The 16,944-nt window shown below is 33.5% G+C and carries 11 protein-coding genes and 1 pseudogene; 9 read left to right on the forward strand and 3 right to left on the reverse strand.

The window, feature by feature from the left end:
• Window positions 1–42 precede the first annotated feature (42 nt).
• A pseudogene (locus tag NSQ69_RS02800) lies at window positions 43–684 on the reverse strand (IS6 family transposase).
• A 79-nt stretch (window positions 685–763) separates the two neighbouring features.
• On the opposite strand from NSQ69_RS02800, the gene NSQ69_RS02805 reads away from it, so the two are divergent.
• The 7 genes from NSQ69_RS02805 to NSQ69_RS02835 all read left to right on the forward strand — a co-directional run bounded on the left by NSQ69_RS02805 (window position 764) and on the right by NSQ69_RS02835 (window position 13,991).
• On the forward strand, window positions 764–1,012 hold the full coding sequence (locus NSQ69_RS02805; RefSeq protein ID WP_033657972.1) for a Tn7-like element transposition protein TnsE: 249 nt from the start codon (window positions 764–766) through the stop codon (window positions 1,010–1,012).
• A gap of 131 nt (window positions 1,013–1,143) precedes the next feature.
• A complete protein-coding gene (brxF, locus tag NSQ69_RS02810) occupies window positions 1,144–1,626 on the forward strand; it encodes a BREX-3 system P-loop-containing protein BrxF (RefSeq protein ID WP_341098909.1) in 483 nt (160 codons plus the stop codon).
• A gap of 14 nt (window positions 1,627–1,640) precedes the next feature.
• Window positions 1,641–5,345, forward strand: a complete 3,705-nt coding sequence (locus NSQ69_RS02815) for a DUF6079 family protein (RefSeq protein ID WP_341098910.1) — start codon at window positions 1,641–1,643, stop codon at window positions 5,343–5,345.
• Window positions 5,346–5,360: 15 nt separating this feature from the next.
• Complete coding sequence (locus NSQ69_RS02820) at window positions 5,361–8,117, forward strand: DNA methyltransferase (protein WP_000183687.1); 2,757 nt, start codon at window positions 5,361–5,363, stop codon at window positions 8,115–8,117.
• Window positions 8,118–8,136: 19 nt separating this feature from the next.
• Entirely contained in the window at window positions 8,137–10,035 is a 1,899-nt protein-coding gene (gene pglZ / locus NSQ69_RS02825) for a BREX-3 system phosphatase PglZ (RefSeq protein WP_001103896.1), read from the forward strand.
• A 102-nt stretch (window positions 10,036–10,137) separates the two neighbouring features.
• Window positions 10,138–10,782 (forward strand): hypothetical protein, encoded by a 645-nt coding sequence (locus NSQ69_RS02830; RefSeq protein ID WP_341098911.1) that lies wholly within the window; start codon window positions 10,138–10,140, stop codon window positions 10,780–10,782.
• Window positions 10,783–10,805: 23 nt separating this feature from the next.
• Entirely contained in the window at window positions 10,806–13,991 is a 3,186-nt protein-coding gene (locus NSQ69_RS02835; protein WP_001165451.1) for a DEAD/DEAH box helicase, read from the forward strand.
• Window positions 13,992–14,420: 429 nt separating this feature from the next.
• On the opposite strand, the gene NSQ69_RS02840 is transcribed toward NSQ69_RS02835, so the two are convergent.
• Complete coding sequence (locus tag NSQ69_RS02840) at window positions 14,421–15,968, reverse strand: recombinase family protein (protein WP_341098912.1); 1,548 nt, start codon at window positions 15,966–15,968, stop codon at window positions 14,421–14,423.
• 122 nt (window positions 15,969–16,090) lie between these two features.
• Here NSQ69_RS02840 and NSQ69_RS02845 point away from each other — a divergent pair, with 122 nt between their 5' ends.
• A complete protein-coding gene (locus NSQ69_RS02845; RefSeq protein WP_000657777.1) occupies window positions 16,091–16,258 on the forward strand; it encodes a hypothetical protein in 168 nt (55 codons plus the stop codon).
• Window positions 16,259–16,353: 95 nt separating this feature from the next.
• Here the strand turns inward: NSQ69_RS02845 and NSQ69_RS02850 are convergent, their stop codons facing one another.
• On the reverse strand, window positions 16,354–16,731 hold the full coding sequence (locus tag NSQ69_RS02850; protein WP_000606613.1) for a helix-turn-helix domain-containing protein: 378 nt from the start codon (window positions 16,729–16,731) through the stop codon (window positions 16,354–16,356).
• Window positions 16,732–16,771: 40 nt separating this feature from the next.
• Between NSQ69_RS02850 and NSQ69_RS02855 the strand changes: the two genes are divergently transcribed.
• The gene (locus tag NSQ69_RS02855; protein WP_001041407.1) at window positions 16,772–16,903 is read left to right on the forward strand and encodes a hypothetical protein; all 132 of its coding nucleotides are present in this window, start codon (window positions 16,772–16,774) and stop codon (window positions 16,901–16,903) included.
• The last annotated feature ends 41 nt before the right edge of the window (window positions 16,904–16,944 follow it).

The raw sequence follows: 16,944 nt of genomic DNA on the forward strand, positions 1-16,944 counted from the left end.
TAAAAGAGAATAAAGCACATATATTCCTAACGGAATCGTATCTTATGCTGCAAGTCCAAACAATTGATGAATGAATTCTTTCTGATTTTGGACAGACTGGTCCCGTAAAATCAATCTGTTCTTTTTTAATCATATGCATGGCTTCTACTTCAGAAAGAATAGATGTAGCTGTGTCAAAACATTTGAACCCTAGCATAGAACGGATTTGCTTCTTTATAAAGTGATGATCTTGTTCTACTATGTTATTCAATTACTTTTGTTGTCTAAGTTGCATACCATAAGGTATGCTTTTTTCTTTTTTTAACTGTTCAATTGCTATAGGATAAGACCAAAGTGCTTTGCAGCCTTCAGGCCTCTTGTTTTGCTTAGGCAAAAATCGATTGTGTTTCCTTTCGAATCAACAGCACGATATAAATATATCCATTGTCCTTTTACTTTGATATATGTTTCATCGACTCTCCAAGAGTCATTTGTTCGAGGTGACGTCGAAGCCGTTTGTCCAATTCAGGACCATACTGATGAACCCAACGCATAATCGTTGTATGGGAAATGGATAAGCCCTGTTCCTCCATCATTTCCACCAAATCACGAAAACTGAGGTTGTACCGGTAGGTACCATCTTACCGTTAACAAAATAATATCAGGCTGATAATGCTTCCATTTGAACGCATGTTCATTTTCCATACCAATCACGCACCCTTTCTAGAGTAATTGTATCAGTATGTCCAAGATTTATAGATTCATTGCACGATTCTTATAGTTTTTGCAACAGAATCAAAAATTTTATATATTTGAAATAGCAACACCTGATGATAAAACTTTATCTACATTAATTATAGATTTTACTGATGAAATAAACGAAGAATTAGGTATTTCAGGCATTATAAAAAGGCTTGTGTTTAATAGTGGTAGTTGGGATAAGAATTTTTTGGTAAATAAGCGATTTAAAAGATCGAAGTATATAAGTCAGAGTAATTATGAATGGAAAAAGCGTTTGGAATTAAATTTGTAGTAGAAATAGTGAATTCTTCGGTGATTGTAGTTAATATTTGAGGAGAATCTAGCTAGTTATAATTTTAAAAAAGCTAGGAAGTACATTATCAAGCCTTCCTGGAAATTGATAAGAAGAAAAAAACTAAGATTATGACAACTCTATTAAGAAAAGGAGCTTTTATGAACAATCATTTGCTAGAACAGATTAAGAACGGTATCTTAGATGTATCTAGGCGATACTTCAAACAAGTTTATGTATATGATTATAAAAACGGTAATTCCGTGAAAAAATTTGCGGAAAATCACTCGTTACCATATATAAATGTTAATATTGAAATGTCTCAACTAATTCGGGATGTTCCAATAAATAGCAGAACCTATCGGATTGCAGAGGCATTTCAACAACTAATTGATAAGGATCAAAATGATGTGATTTGCTTAGATTATTATGAATTACTTTTTGAACCATCTTTGGCAATCGATCCTTTGCTTCTAATAAAAAATAGTAGTCGAAATAAAACACTCATTATATCTTGGCGAGGCACAATTTCTGGTAATACATTTATCTATGCTGAACCAGGACACCCTGAATATAAAAAATACAGGGTGCAAGATGCCCTCATTATTACATAAAGGAGTTATATAATATGCTATATCAAGATTTACTACAATTTGAGCCAATCGAGTCCATCATTAAACTGACAGATGCGAATATGGAAGAACACGCAAATAATTTATTAAAAACATACGTTATCTCTGAACGAATGGCCGAGCAGTTAAATGATTTAATCATTGAGCAACTACAATTTAACCGTGTATTAGAAAATAAAGGTCTATTTATTGTTGGTAACTACGGAACGGGTAAATCGCATTTAATGAGTGTGATTTCAACGATTGCGGAACGTGAAAATGTGAGTCAATATATAACAAATCCTTCTGTTGCTGAAAAAGCTAAGGAAATCGAAGGGAAGTTTAAGGTCATCCGAATTGAATTTGGTGCTGTAAAAACACCATTGCGCGATATTTTAGTGCATGCACTAGAGGAGAACCTAGCAAAATGGGGCGTTGATTTCTGTTTCCCACCGGTTGATCAAATCATAAATAACAAAGAAGCGCTAGAAGAAATGATGGGCTTGTTCAATGAGAAATATCCTGACCATGGGCTATTATTAGTCATTGATGAGTTACTAGACTATTTACGTGGTCGAAGAGAGCAGGAACTCGCTTTGGACTTAGGTTTCCTTCGTGAAGTGGGTGAAATCTGTGCAAAAACACGTTTCCGCTTTATTGCAGGGATCCAAGAAATGCTTTTCGGTAATGCTCGTTTTAACTATGTTGCAGATTCCTTACGACGCATTAGCGAACGTTTCATACAAGTGAGTATTGTACGTGATGACATTGCTTATGTAGTTTCACAACGTCTTTTAAAGAAAACAGATGAACAAAAATCTCTAATTCGAGAACATTTAAAACAATTTGCAACGCTTTATACACGTTTAAATGAGGACATGGAGACTTATGTCAACCTATTCCCTATCCACCCAGCATATTTAACAGCATTTGAACGAGTAAACATTGCAGAAAAACGTGTCGCACTTCAAACAATTAGTAGCGAAATTAAAAAAATCATTAACACACCACTACCTGAAGGCTCACCGGGCTTAATCTCTTATGATAGCTACTGGAATTATATACAAGAGAATGCAACAAATCGCTCTGATGCCAATATTCGTGTAGTAATCGATAAACATAAAATTTTAAAAGATCGTATAGAAAATGCGTTTCCATCTAAAAAGAAACTTTATCAACCAATGGCACTTCGAATGATTAATGCATTAGCTGTTTATCGACTTTCAACAGAAGACATTCATGACAAAGTCGGTTTAACCGCGACAGAGCTACGTGATGATTTATTTTTACATCCAACAATCAGTATGGACTTTTTATTAGAAGAAGATGATGCCTCAGATTTCTTAAAAACAAGTATTGAAGCAACAATAAAAATAATTCAAGAAACTGTAAGTTATCAATATATCTCTACGAACGAATCCAATGGGCAATATTATTTAGATTTAAAGAAAGATATCGATGTCGATAGCTTAATTCAGGCACAAGCTGAAACGATTGAGGACGATAAATTAGATCACTATTACTTCAACCTTTTACAAAAAGCAATGGAACTAGATGATAATACCCATGTATCTCACGTGAAGATTTGGAAATATAATTTAGCGTGGGAAGCACATCATGTGATGCGTCCGGGTTACTTATTCTTTGGCGCACCAAATGAACGTTCAACAGCACAACCTGAACGAGATTTCTATATTTATATGCTCCGTCCATACGATAAAGTAACGTTTAAAAATGAACATAAACCTGACGAAATTTTCTTTGAATACAACCGTAGCAACGAAGATTTCGATAAGTACTTAAAACTCTATGCAGCAGCACAGGACTTAGCAATCGATGCTTCTCCAGCTACAAAGAAACTCTATACATCGAAAGTAGAAGAATATCAGAAGAAACTATTCAAATGGCTCATTGAAAACTTTGATAGTACATTTGAAATCACGTATAAAGGTAAACAATCAACTGTTGCTGACTTACGCATGTATATTTTAAGTAATCCGACGGTCAAACAAATCATCGACACAACTGCTGAATTTTATTTAACAGATTGGTTTGAACTAAAATATGAAAACTACCCTTCTTTCGGAAAAATTCAAGGAACATTAACGAAAGATAATATGGAAACATATGTCCGAAAAGCCCTTCAGTATATAAACGGTGAAGAATCGAAAATGGGTGCTGATATTTTAAATGGCTTTGTCTTATTAGATGCGAAAAATAAGGTCTCTATCAAACAATCTGGCTATACTAAATGGATTTTGAGCTTACTAGAAGCGAAAGGTCATGGACAAGTCATCAATCACAGTGAATTGATTGAGACGATTCATATCAAAGGAACGCCTGATTTACAATATACAAAGCAATTTTCTTTAGAGCCGGAACTATTTGTTGTATTACTTGGGGCAATGATTAGTGCAGGTGCCATTGAAGTAACAATTGAAGGAAAAACATATAATGCACTTAACTTGCATGAATATATCCAACTACCATTAAACATACTAACGCAGTTTAGCTATATCAAAAAACCAACTGGTTTACCAATAACTGAAATCAATGCGATTGCAGATTTGTTTAATGAACCTTTACCAAACTATGAAGAAGATACATTAACTCGTGTCATTATTCGAGTTACAGAAAAAGAAAATAACAAAATAGCTGAGACATTATCCATTCTACAGTTAGTGAAAAAAGGTATTCCAACTTGGGATGGTCAATTATTAAATAATGCTGAAATACAAGAACAGACGAAATTACTTGAAGAATTCAAAGAGTTTTGTGAGGGCTTGAAACGCTACAATACACCTGCTAAACTGCATAATTTAAAATATGATTTAGCTACGATTGAAGCACAGCGTGAAGCATTAGAAAGATTGGAAGGCTTACTAAAACTAGATAGTCAACTAAAAGATATTTCTCAACTTGCTAACTATCTACGTGTCGCACAACTAAATATGGGAAACCAATCTGATTGGTCAACACGTGTCGAAGAAGTATTAGATGAAATACAGTTTGCACTAAAACAACAGCAAGACATTTCGAAAGAACTTTCACAGCTAAATCAATTAAAACAAGAGTACATCAAGCTATATATCGAAGCGCATGATCAATCTCGTTTAAATGCAAGCGAAAACTTACGTAAAACCGCTTTTTCTAATGATCCTCGATTAAAAGCATTAAAAGAATTAGCCAGCCGTATTTCCATCTTACCGAAAGAGGAAATCCTTAAATGGGAAAAAGCGTTGGCTGAACTAAAAGCTTGCTATCATGTTTCGGAAGATAAATTACAACATACACAAATTTGTAGTGAGTGTAAATTTAGCCCAAAAGATATTACTACAAATGAAAAAGTTATTTTACAAAAACTCGAAGAAGAACTACCAGTTATCTATGAAAACTGGACAGAAACATTACTAACAAACTTTAATGATGCAGCTATAAAAGAAAACATTACATTACTAAGTGCTGAACAACAAATACTGATTGAAGAATTTATCAATCGTAAAGATTTTACATTACCAATAGATGTTCGCTTAAGCCAAGCTATTAATGATTTATTAAAAGGTATTGATAAAGTTGAACTATCCTTAACAGATATCGAACAAATGATGGCGAATGGACACCCATTAACAGTTGAAGAACTACGTAAACGTTTTGAAGACATGCTGACAAAAACAGTCGGCACCACCCCATCAAACAGAGTACGTATTATGCTAAAGAAATAACAAGGAGCGATTCCTATGACAAATAATGAACAGCTTTCTTTTTTAAACAATACTACTGAAGTAGACAACACCCCTGTTGTCTGCTTCGGCATGACGTTTGAAAATGAAGAAGCACGCAGAGAATACTTTCGTAATGAACTACGAAAAAAACTATCGGAACTAAAACAAATTGAGGGGTTCCCTATTGGTGAAGATGAAGATATTATTGCACTTTCAGATCCACCTTATTATACGGCATGTCCGAATCCGTGGATTAATAACTTCATTGCAGAATGGGAAAAAGAGAAAGTTGAAAAATATGGTCGTGATGTAAACGAAGAATATCATCGTGAACCGTTTGATGCAGATGTAAGCGAAGGAAAAAGTGACCCTATTTATAAAGCACATAGTTACCATACTAAAGTTCCTCATAAAGCAATTATGAAGTATATTCTGCATTATACTAAACCGGGGGATATTATTTTTGATGGTTTTGGCGGAACTGGAATGACTGGTGTTGCAGCACGCGAGTGTGATCTATTAAATGAAAATGATAAAAAGAAGATAATTTCTGAAATTGGTGTTGTTGAATTTGGCCCAAGGAATGTAATTCTAAATGAACTTAGTCCAGCAGCAACTTTTATACAGCAAGGGTATAATTTAAAAGCTGATGCAATGACTTTCGAATTAGAAGCTACTAAATTAATTTGGGAAGTTGAAAAAAAATATAGTTGGATGTACAAGACATTGCATACAGACGGGCAATATTATGATGTAAACTATTTTGTTTGGAGCGATGTTTACTTATGTCCACATTGTACACATGAAATTATATATTGGAATGAAGCGATTTCTCATGAGAAAGGCGAAGCTTTAAAACATTTCAATTGTAGTAATTGTGGGAAAGAATTAGAAAAAAAGGTTTTAGAAAGAGCCTGGACAAAAAGTAATGATATAATACCAGATAGATTTGATAATACTGTAAAAAAACAATTAGTTGAAATTAACTATAATGTAGGAAGTAAAAGTTTTAAGAAGAAGCCAGACATTAATGATTTAAAAATATTAGAAAAATTACGTGACATACAAATTAATAATTGGATTCCAAACAATAACCTTTTAAAAGGCGATAAAACTATGGAACCGATAAATGTAGGAATTACAAGTATCGATTTATTTTTCACTAAACGTAATCTTATTACTACTGCGGAAATTTGGGATAAATGTAAAGATAATAAAACTAAATTTTTATTTACATCTTTAATAACGAGATTAAGTAAATTAAGTAATCTACACATTTCAAATTATTTTAATGGTGGTGGTGGTGCTGCATCAGGAAATATGAAAGGAATATTACATCCACCTACTATATCTTTAGAACAAAATCCATTCAAATATTGGCCAATAAGAATTGAAGCTATAAAAAAAGTAATTAAGAATACCCAAAGTAGCCTTATATCGACTAGTTCATCCACTGATTTAAGAAATATTCCCGATGCGTCTGTAGATTATATATTTATTGATCCTCCTTTTGGTGCAAATCTTTCTTATTCAGATTTAAATACAATTTGGGAGGGTTGGTTAAAGGTTCAAACAAATGTACAAGACGAAGCTATAGTGAATAAAACTCAGATGAAGACACTTAGTGAGTATCAAGAGCTAATAACACAATGCTTAATAGAACATTATAGAATCTTAAAACCAGGTCGATGGATTACTGTTGAATTTTCAAATACTAAGGCATCAGTTTGGACAAGTTTACAACAAGCAATAGAACGAGCTGGATTTGTAGTTGCTAATGTAGCGGTGCTAGATAAAAAACAAGGTGGATATAATGCAAATGTACATGCAGTTGCTGTCAAAAAAGATTTAGCAATAACAGCATATAAACCTGTAAAGGACATTTTCACAGACATATCTCATATAAATCAATCTGAAAAAAATACTTGGGAATTTGTATGTATGCATTTAAGCAAATTACCTATTTACTCTATTTCTAATTCTGAGATAAATATAGTAGTTGAACGAACTCCGCGTGCATTATTTGATAGAATGGTTGCTTTCTATGTACAAAACGGGCTACCAGTCCCTATGTCATCTGCAGAATTCCAATCAAAAATAGAAAGAAAATTCCCTATGAGAGACGGAATGGTCTTTTTAGAAGAACAAGTCACAGAATATGATAAATATCGATTGAAAAATAGTGAATTAAAACAAATGAATCTCTTGATTTCTGACGAAAGTACTGCAATCGATTGGTTAAGACAAAAATTAGTATTCAAACCTCAAACGCGTCAAGATTTGCATCCACAGTTTATGAAGGAAATTCAGCATATTGAGAAGCATGAGCAGTTACCTGAGTTAGATGAATTACTTGCCCAAAACTTCTTACGCTTTGAAGGAGAAGAGACGGTACCAGACCAGATTGTAAGTTATTTACGTCGTAATTATCGTGATTTCCGTGGCTTGGAAAATATTGATGCTAAGCTTAAAACAAAAGCAATGAATCGTTGGTATGTACCAGATCCGAATAAACAAGCCGACCTTGAAAAACTACGTGAAAAAACATTACTGCGTGAGTTTGATAATTATGTAGAAGAACTTGGTACAAGCAAGAAAAAATTAAAACAATTCCGAACAGAGGCCATTCGTGCAGGATTTAAAAAGGCTTGGAGTGAGAAAAACTACGAGAAGATTGTAACAGTAGGCGATCGTTTACCAGAGAAAGTAATACAAGAAGATGATAAATTACTGATGTACTATGACAATGCACAGGTACGTTTAGATATGTAATGGAAAGAAGGAGATTGGATTGAATTGGGCTGATAAATTAGCAGCATATTTTACAAGCAAAGGTGCTCTATATATCGTTTCAGATGAATATGGCTTATTCCACCACCAAGCTGTTCAGCATGTAATATCTCAAAATGGTGCCATGATTCATACTTATCAAGATCCTGTTGTATTTCGTCTTCAATACGAAACCGCTTTTCGTCATGAAAAACGTGAAAATCGACCAACTTGGATTGTAACAATCGAGACAAACGAATTCAATCAATTGCCTTTTGACATACTATCTGATGCCAATCGACTGTCTGTATCATGGGAAAATATCTTTTCTTCTCTCGATCCTACTGTCATCCAGTATTGTCCAGAAGAAACATTACAGTTATTATTAGATGCTTCTATTACTCAATTCAAGCCATTAAACTATAACGAATCCATTGATTTTATATTAACGGCTGTTTATCAATTAGATGCTGCTCTATTCAGTCATGAGATTAACATTGTAAAAGCAGCTATACGTTATTATGATCAATTTAGCGAAGGTCTTCCTTCTCTATTTTTCCATCGATTAAAACAAAACTTGCAGAAAGTAGATCCGTTTACTTCAACGGATCTACTTTCTATTTTTGAATCAAAAGGTACGTTAACCCATTTATTAAATAAACAATGGCAACATTATATTCATAACTTTTTAAAGCAATGTCATGAACAAATTGCAGAAACATCACCTAATTATGGATTCTCTTATTTTGATGATCCAATGATTCGACGAAGACTTGCTCATTTTATTACACCAATTAAAGTACCTAATCATGTGCAATTTGATGAATGGATGGAACCAGGACTAGTCAGAGAAGTCTCACCTTCGATTGATGTAGAAGTTTTATTTAACCAAGACTTTACAAAACTTTCAAGACAAGAATGGAGCAATTTAGCTAGCAAAATTGGGCGAATGCAATACAATTATTTAAACAATGGAGCATTACCAACTAATTGGGGCATACAGATGCAGAAAATCAACCATCATTTTGAAAACTGGATGGTACATGAATATACAAATCTACGTACATTGCCTGTTGTACCAAAACCAAAAATGGTTCATCAAATTCCACATTATCTTGCACGAAAAATAGATAGTAAAGTGGCTTTAATTGTTATGGATGGAATGAATTTCACTCAATGGTATATAATCAAACAGCATTTAGCTAACAATGCTTGGTCCTTTGAAGAGGATGCTGTATTTGCTTGGGTACCAAGCGTGACTTCTGTTTCAAGACAAGCTATTTTCTCTGGATTAGAGCCTAGACAATTTGCTGATACCATTCAATCAACAAGAAAAGAAAAGACCTATTGGTTTAACTTTTGGGAACAAGTAGGATTTACAAAACAAAATATTGCCTATGAAAAATCACTTGGATTAAAAGTATATAACCAGTCTACCCTTGCTTATATGCAGTTTCCTTCTGTTCGTATTTATGGTGCTGTTGTAGATGTCATCGATCAATTTATGCATGGTGCTACACAAGGCCATCAAACGATGTTTTCTGAGCTCTCAACATGGCTATCTACAAACTATCTAGAACAACTGTTAACAGACTTAGTCCAACAAGGATTTGATGTGTATTTAACAGCTGATCATGGAAATGTAGAATGTTACGGTATAGGACGAATTCAGGAAGGTGTAACAGTGGATTCTAAAGGCGAACGGGCTCGCATTTATCAATCGGAAAATATTCGAAACCAAACACATCTCGACCATTCATTGACAACAATTCCTTGGGATCATCCAGGACTTCCGGATGGTTATAATGTGCTATTAGCTAAAAATAATCACGCTTTTGTAGCAAAAGATGATAAAATTGTTACTCACGGAGGCATTCATCTTGAAGAAGTGATTGTCCCCTTTGTGAAAGTGAACCGCTAGAAAGTAGGTACGAATATGAAAGCAGTCGGTTTTGATCAGAAAATCCAACTAGCTCATCTTGATATAACAGCTAATTTATTACGACAACATTCCGCTAAGGATATGTATAACCTATTGGATACAGAATTAATGACATCTATTAAAGGTGATAAATCTCGAAAAAATGCCATTACGATGTTGATGAAAACTTGGAGTTTAATTGACCCGATTATTAAAGATTTAAGGGATCAGTTGGTACTAGAGTATCCCTATTTAACAGCCTCTGAAAAACGATTAGCAAATTACTGCTTAACCTGCATTGCCTATCCATTCTTTAGAGAGCAAATGTATTACATCGGAAAACAGTTAAAGATGTCGGATGAAGTACACAGTAAACTTATTGTTTCCGAGATGAAAAACCGATATGGCGATCGCCGTCGTGTAGAAGTCGCAGCTGGTGCCGTTTTTTCTTCTGCAAAAGATTGGCAGCTACTCACAATGCGAAAACCAGGTGTATATCAAGCAAATAAATCTGAAATCGATATACAAAATCCGATACTTAAAGCTTTGATAATTGAAGTATTAATGATGCATTATGAAGCCTTTACGGTTTCTACAGATATTGTAAATAGTAGTGCAATCTTTTTCTCATTCGATTACCATATACGTATAGGGGATTTAGATCAACAACGCTTTACAATCATTAAAAATATACGTGATACGATTATCGAACGAAATCCTAAGATCCCTTACTCACATCCAGAGTAAGGGGTTTTTTTGGAGGTACAAACATGCAAATTGGAGATATTATTAATGGACCTTTCTTTCCAGAATCAATTGAAATTAAGAAATTAGACGCTTTTGGTGAAGGATACTACTTATTAGAAGGTATTGGTAGGCAAACGAATCAATACTATGAACAACTATTAACAAAATCCGATATAGAAAAAATTAATGTACTTAGTACTTCAACTACGTCTAAAGTAACGTTAACGGGACAAGCGATACAGCAACGACTTATACATTTAATGCTTGAATTAGAGGATAAGTATTCCAAAACACGTGCCTTAGGGAACCAAAAAGTCATTCCCCTACCTCACCAAATAGAGGCTGTATATAGTCGCGTGTTACAGACATCTAATATTCGATACTTATTAGCAGATGATCCAGGTGCTGGTAAAACCATTATGTCTGGTATGTTAATTAAAGAATTAAAGGCTCGTGAAAGTGTACAACGTATTTTGATTTTAGTACCACCATTAGTACTGCGACAATGGCAAGAAGAAATGGCAGAAAAATTTCAAGAATCTTTTAAAATCATTAATCGTGCTGTCTTAAATGAATATGGCAGTTCAAATCCGTTCATCGAAAACGATTGCTGTTTAGCTTCAATCTATTGGTCTACTCGCGATGATATTAAAGGGTTAATTTTAGAAGCTCAATTTGATTTAGTTATTGTGGATGAAGCGCATAAAATGGCTGCTTATTCTTACGGCAAAATTAAAAAGAAAACGTCTAAAACAAAGCTCTATCATCTTGGCGAAAAGCTATTAGCCAAAACCGAACACTGTTTATTATTAACCGCCACACCACATAAAGGTGACGTAGAAAACTTCCGTTTATTAATGAAGCTCATTGAACCGGATTTATTTAACCATGTCTCAGCAAGTGAAACGCTACGAGAGAAAACAAATCCGTTTATTATACGTCGTTTAAAAGAATCTATGGTGAATTTCGACGGTACACCGATATTTCCAAAACGGACAACCAAAACAATTCAATATGAGTTGACCAAATCAGAATTAGACTTGTACGAGGCTGTAACACAATATGTTCAAACTCATTTTAATCGTGCGATGAATGCTGGCAATAACAGTACAGCTTTTGCGATGATGCTTCTGCAACGTCGATTAAGTTCGTCTATTGAAGCTATTCATAAATCGCTAGGCCGACGTTATAAAAAGTTATTAGCGATTTTAGACAATACTGAAATGGAACGTAAGAAGTACACGCAAAAGTTAGAAAGGCTGTATGAAAATAATTTAGAAGAAAATGTAACAGAATCATCAGACATGTTTGAAAGAAAATTGGAACTATCTATTGATATAATTGATTTAGAAGTATTAAAAAAAGAAATAGCACAATTAAAAAAGCTTTTAATCATGACAACATCTTTAAAAAAATATGGCTTAGAGAAAAAATATTTAGAGCTAGAGGAAATGTTATTTGGTATAGATGGCTTAATCTATACGGGTGAAAAGATTTTAATTTTTACGGAGTCTGTAGACACACTAAAATATTTAGAAGAAAAACTAGCAACTCGTGTAGAACAAATTGCTAAAATTGTTGGAAGCTATTCAATGGATGAGCGACGCAAACAAGTGGAATTCTTCCGTCACCATGCACAAATTATGTTGGCCACAGACGCCGGTGGTGAGTCGATAAACCTTCAGTTTTGTAATCAAATGATTAACTATGATATCCCGTGGAATCCTAATCGTCTCGAACAACGTATGGGACGAATTCACCGGATAGGGCAGAAAAATGAAGTATTTATTTTTAATTTAGTAGCGGCAAATACACGTGAAGGTTATGTGATGTCTCGATTATTAGAGAAGCTAGATACGATGAAAGAAGATTTAGGAAATGACCTTGTCTACAATTTTATGGGCGATTTATTAGATGGCGATATTAATTTAGCTGATTTAATGAAGGAAGCCATTTTATCCCGTGAGCATCTAGATGATGTCATCGCCAAAATGGATAAAGAATTAAGTGATGAGCATAAAGAATTGTTAAAAACAATGAAAAAAATGCAGTTTAATTCAGAATCTATTGATATTACCGCGATCAAACAATCTCAATTCGATATTGAAATTAATAAAGTACCTAATCGATTATATATAGACTTAATGGGTTACGCCTTTACAGAATCAAATGTAAAAGTGTGTGATAGTCATGAACATCGTGTGAAGCGTATTGACCGCTTCCCCAAAATTATTCGAGATCAATTTGCAAAAGAAACAACGATGTATGATTCTTATCGATATACAGGGTTTATTGAACATAGCAATGAAGAAATCCATTATGTCACTAAGACCTATCCTTTATACACATTAGCTAAAAAGCTCTTACAAAAAAATAACGATCAATTTGCTTTTAAACGTTATTTACTAACCTATAATGTCCCTGAGCATCTAGAAATAGATATATATCGACTTGTTTATAAAGACGGCATCGGAAAAACACTGAAAAATCATTTATTCTACATTGCTAAAAGAGAAGACGGCTCAGTTATTCAATTAAATCCATATTGGCTATCACTGGAACTATTCACTTCGAATATAACTGAGTTACCTATCAATGAAAAACCTATTTTACAACAACAAATCTTGAAACTGGCTTTTGAAGATAAAAGTATACTTGAGAAAAAGCATACATCTCAATTAAACAGAATGCATGATTATTTAGTAGAGACTTTTAAACAGCAGTACAACGATGTATTAGAGCGATTATTACAGTATCAAGCAGATAATGTAGATAATAAAAATTCAGTCCTAATCAATCAAATGAATGCAAAACTAATCGATATTGAAGAACAAAAAACTAAACGTCTTGAAATTATTAATAAGCAACGAACAATTACACTGCAACCACCAAAGAAAATTGCACAATTTGAACTGATTCCGAATGGCTTATCTTATCGACTAATGGCTGTTGATTATTATGAATTAATTGAGTCCTACGAAAAATCCAATGGTCGTAAACTCTTGAAAATATACGATAATTTAGGATTAGTCGACTTTTACAGCGAACGATTTAATGGTGAAGAACGTTTTATTATTTTAACGAATAATCCAGATTTTATGATAAACGAAGCACATCTAGAAGATTTGAATAGTATCATAGACAAAACTTATGTTTATTTAATAAAAAGCGAAGGTCTTGAAGAAAGAAAACTTACAAATTATTATTAAAGGAGAACTTGGAATAAACGATAAGCCAATGATTGAACTTTTAAAATCGATTATTCAAGTAAAGTTGTAATTGAATCTACTTAGTTAATAGCGATTAGGTTTTCAAACAACCTTACTGCTCTTAAAATTGTTTACATTGAAAGAAGTAAACGGATTTTTAAATAACTTTAATAATCTCCTGCCAAGTTAACAGGCAGGAGGTTATTGTATTTCTATACTTTAAAATTAAACAATTTTATTATCTTTGCACAAAAACCTCGTGTCCTCACAGTTGATAAAAACCCAGTCTATCCAAAAGCAGATACAACTGATTAATGTTTTACCGCATAAACATTCATTCCGTTAGGAATGAATCATTATTTTTACTCTTCATTATCTTTTGGCACCAGAACTGGAAATAGGTAGCTTAGTTTTTTATTTTAAGTTGTTTTATATTTTAGTATATAATTCAACTACAAATTCATCTTTTCTTTGCCAGCTTTTTTTTCTCAAATATGTTGCCTTTTCAAGCACTGACTTAAGAAGGCGGTTTTTCTTTTCTATATCTTCAGTCGCATGGTATGCTTCTAATACATTTTTAATTTTGGGAACAAAAGCATGTATATGTTTTTCTCTTTCTAATACATGCTTAATTTCATACTCAAGTTGTTCAATTTCTTCTTGGGTAGTTTTTAAACGGATTACAATGGATTTTTGTCGTTCTAAAAAAGTCTCAATATCATATACTCCCTTTTCTAATAAATCATGGAGTCTATTTTTTTGCTTTTGTAAATCGTTAGTTTGTTGTTCTTTTTTTTCTAAAGCCTTTTGTTGTAGCAGAATATTATTTTTTGATTTCTTTTTTTGTAACATGTTCTCTTGTATTTCAAAGCTGTCAATAATTTGTTTTAAACCATCAAGTATTCGCTGTTCAACAAGTACTAAAGAGGCCCCTTTTTGAATTCCTTTACAGGATGGTTGTACACATCTTACTTGGGGATTAGGCCGATCTTTTCGAGGTTGATAAAGCATGGAATGACCACATAATCCGCATAATAAGATGCCTGCCAATGGATTGGAAAGTTTTTTTGTTTTGATTGTTGGTGGTCTCCATCGTTTACTATGGGCCATATTAGCCTTTTGAAATAATTCTTCTGATACAAGTGGAGGATGAGCATAATCGTGTCGTTGCCATCTTTCTTTCGGTACCTTTTTTCGAATGTATTTCCCGTTTTGTTTAATGTAACGTATTTTTCCCCAGATAATATGACCAAGATATACTTCATTTTTTACAATGGATGAGATAGTTGAAGGATTCCAATATTCACCTTCAGGAGGAGAAATACCTAACCTGTCTAATTCTTGTGCAATTGCCTGTCTTCCCATTCCGTTTGCCATTAATTCGAAGATTCTGGGGATAACCCAGCTTTTTTCAGGATCAGGATAAAGTTTTAAGTTATTATCTCGTAAGTATCCATAAGGTGGAACTCGAGAGATAGATTTTCCTTCTTTTGCAGACGCTCTTCTACCACGTTGCATACGTTTGACGATTGTTTTTAATTCTTCTCGAGCAATTAAAGATTTTATACTAAAGGTTAACTCTTGATTTTCATCATTGGGATCAATAATTTCTGTTGGAGTAATAATGAATGTCTCTGAATAGCGAAACACACGATAAATCGTTCCCTGATCTACCATATCACCACGACCAAGGCGATCTAGATCCATTACTAATACAGCATCAGCAATGCCTGTTTCTACTTCCCGAAGAAGCTTTTGCATTATAGGTCTTTCAGATATATATTCACCAGAAACAACTTCTTCGAAAATATCGATAATATTGTGATGCTCTTTGTGAGCGAGTTCTAATAACTGAGTCCGATGACGTTCAAGTGTATCATAATGTTGTCCATGTTCCAGCGCCTTTTTTTCTTCTTCAAGATCTTTTCGGCTTTTACGTAAATAGATGAATACATCAAGTTCTTCTGGACGATACATTCGTTTCACCTACCAGCTTGTCTATTATTATTGTTATGGATATGTATGGATAACTTGTCCTATGAAAATGATAGTTCGTCTTTTTTCTTGTCGTGCATACATATAATGCAAGGGGGGAGATGATGAAAGAATTTCAATTTGGTAATACAAAAGTCATTATTCATTCACCACTTGCATTAATGGAAAAAGAAGAACAAAAAGAATGGTTTCAACAAGAATGGGAAAAGAAAAATCCGGTGTTACGGTCTATAGTTGAAGCGGCAGTAAGTTGTCAAGAAGATGAAAAATAAAAAGAGCATTCTCTTTTCTTAAGAGGTATGCTCTTCTTTTTTGCGTTAAATTATTCATCAACATAAATAATTGTTTTTTATTGTGAATAGCTTTTTTAGTTCTGTAAATAATAATCTTGATCATTGTTATGGAAGGTAGGTGAGGCTGGAGATAGATCAATCCCTTTTTCTAAAGTTTCTAATAAGTAATATCCAAGTGCTTTATCCTGTTGTATCAAGTTATGTAATAGGGTGCTTGCGCGAGCAATTCTATATTTTGTTTCATCTTGGATTAATGAAGAATTATCTATTGTAATGAGACGAAGTTCATCTTGCAGTTTTTGTAATAATGAAAGTTGAATGGTATCTGTTTTTCCTGTCTCAAGATTACTTAAATAAGCTGGTGATACACCAAGCTGTTTTGCAAAGGTGTTTAGTCCAATGCCTTTTTGAGTACGTAGTGTACGAATGTGTTTACCAATTTCATTTATCATAAGACTAGCCTCCACGGATTTATTGAAAGGAATACATAAAATGAATAAGCAAAAGAAAATTACAATTACATCAGTAAGTTATGTTCATGATCCAGAATCAGCTCAAAAATGGTTTGAAGCGTATATCCAGATTGTTGAAAAAGAATTAGCTAAAGCAATTAATAAGGACTAGCCGCTATTTTTGATACATACAGTGTAAATAGAACATCATGA

This window comes from Bacillus sp. FSL R10-2201 (genome assembly GCF_038008665.1).
GTDB classification, from domain to species: domain Bacteria; phylum Bacillota; class Bacilli; order Bacillales; family Bacillaceae_G; genus Bacillus_A; species Bacillus_A mycoides.

Coding starts and splice junctions, on each gene's coding strand:
- brxF (WP_341098909.1), top strand. CDS start 1,144: ATGACAACTCTATTAAGAAAAGGAGCTTTTATGAACAATCATTTGCTA.
- NSQ69_RS02815 (WP_341098910.1), top strand. CDS start 1,641: ATGCTATATCAAGATTTACTACAATTTGAGCCAATCGAGTCCATCATT.
- NSQ69_RS02820 (WP_000183687.1), top strand. CDS start 5,361: ATGACAAATAATGAACAGCTTTCTTTTTTAAACAATACTACTGAAGTA.
- NSQ69_RS02830 (WP_341098911.1), top strand. CDS start 10,138: ATGTATAACCTATTGGATACAGAATTAATGACATCTATTAAAGGTGAT.
- NSQ69_RS02835 (WP_001165451.1), top strand. CDS start 10,806: ATGCAAATTGGAGATATTATTAATGGACCTTTCTTTCCAGAATCAATT.
- NSQ69_RS02840 (WP_341098912.1), bottom strand. CDS start 15,968: ATGTATCGTCCAGAAGAACTTGATGTATTCATCTATTTACGTAAAAGC.
- NSQ69_RS02845 (WP_000657777.1), top strand. CDS start 16,091: ATGAAAGAATTTCAATTTGGTAATACAAAAGTCATTATTCATTCACCA.
- NSQ69_RS02850 (WP_000606613.1), bottom strand. CDS start 16,731: ATGATAAATGAAATTGGTAAACACATTCGTACACTACGTACTCAAAAA.
- NSQ69_RS02855 (WP_001041407.1), top strand. CDS start 16,772: ATGAATAAGCAAAAGAAAATTACAATTACATCAGTAAGTTATGTTCAT.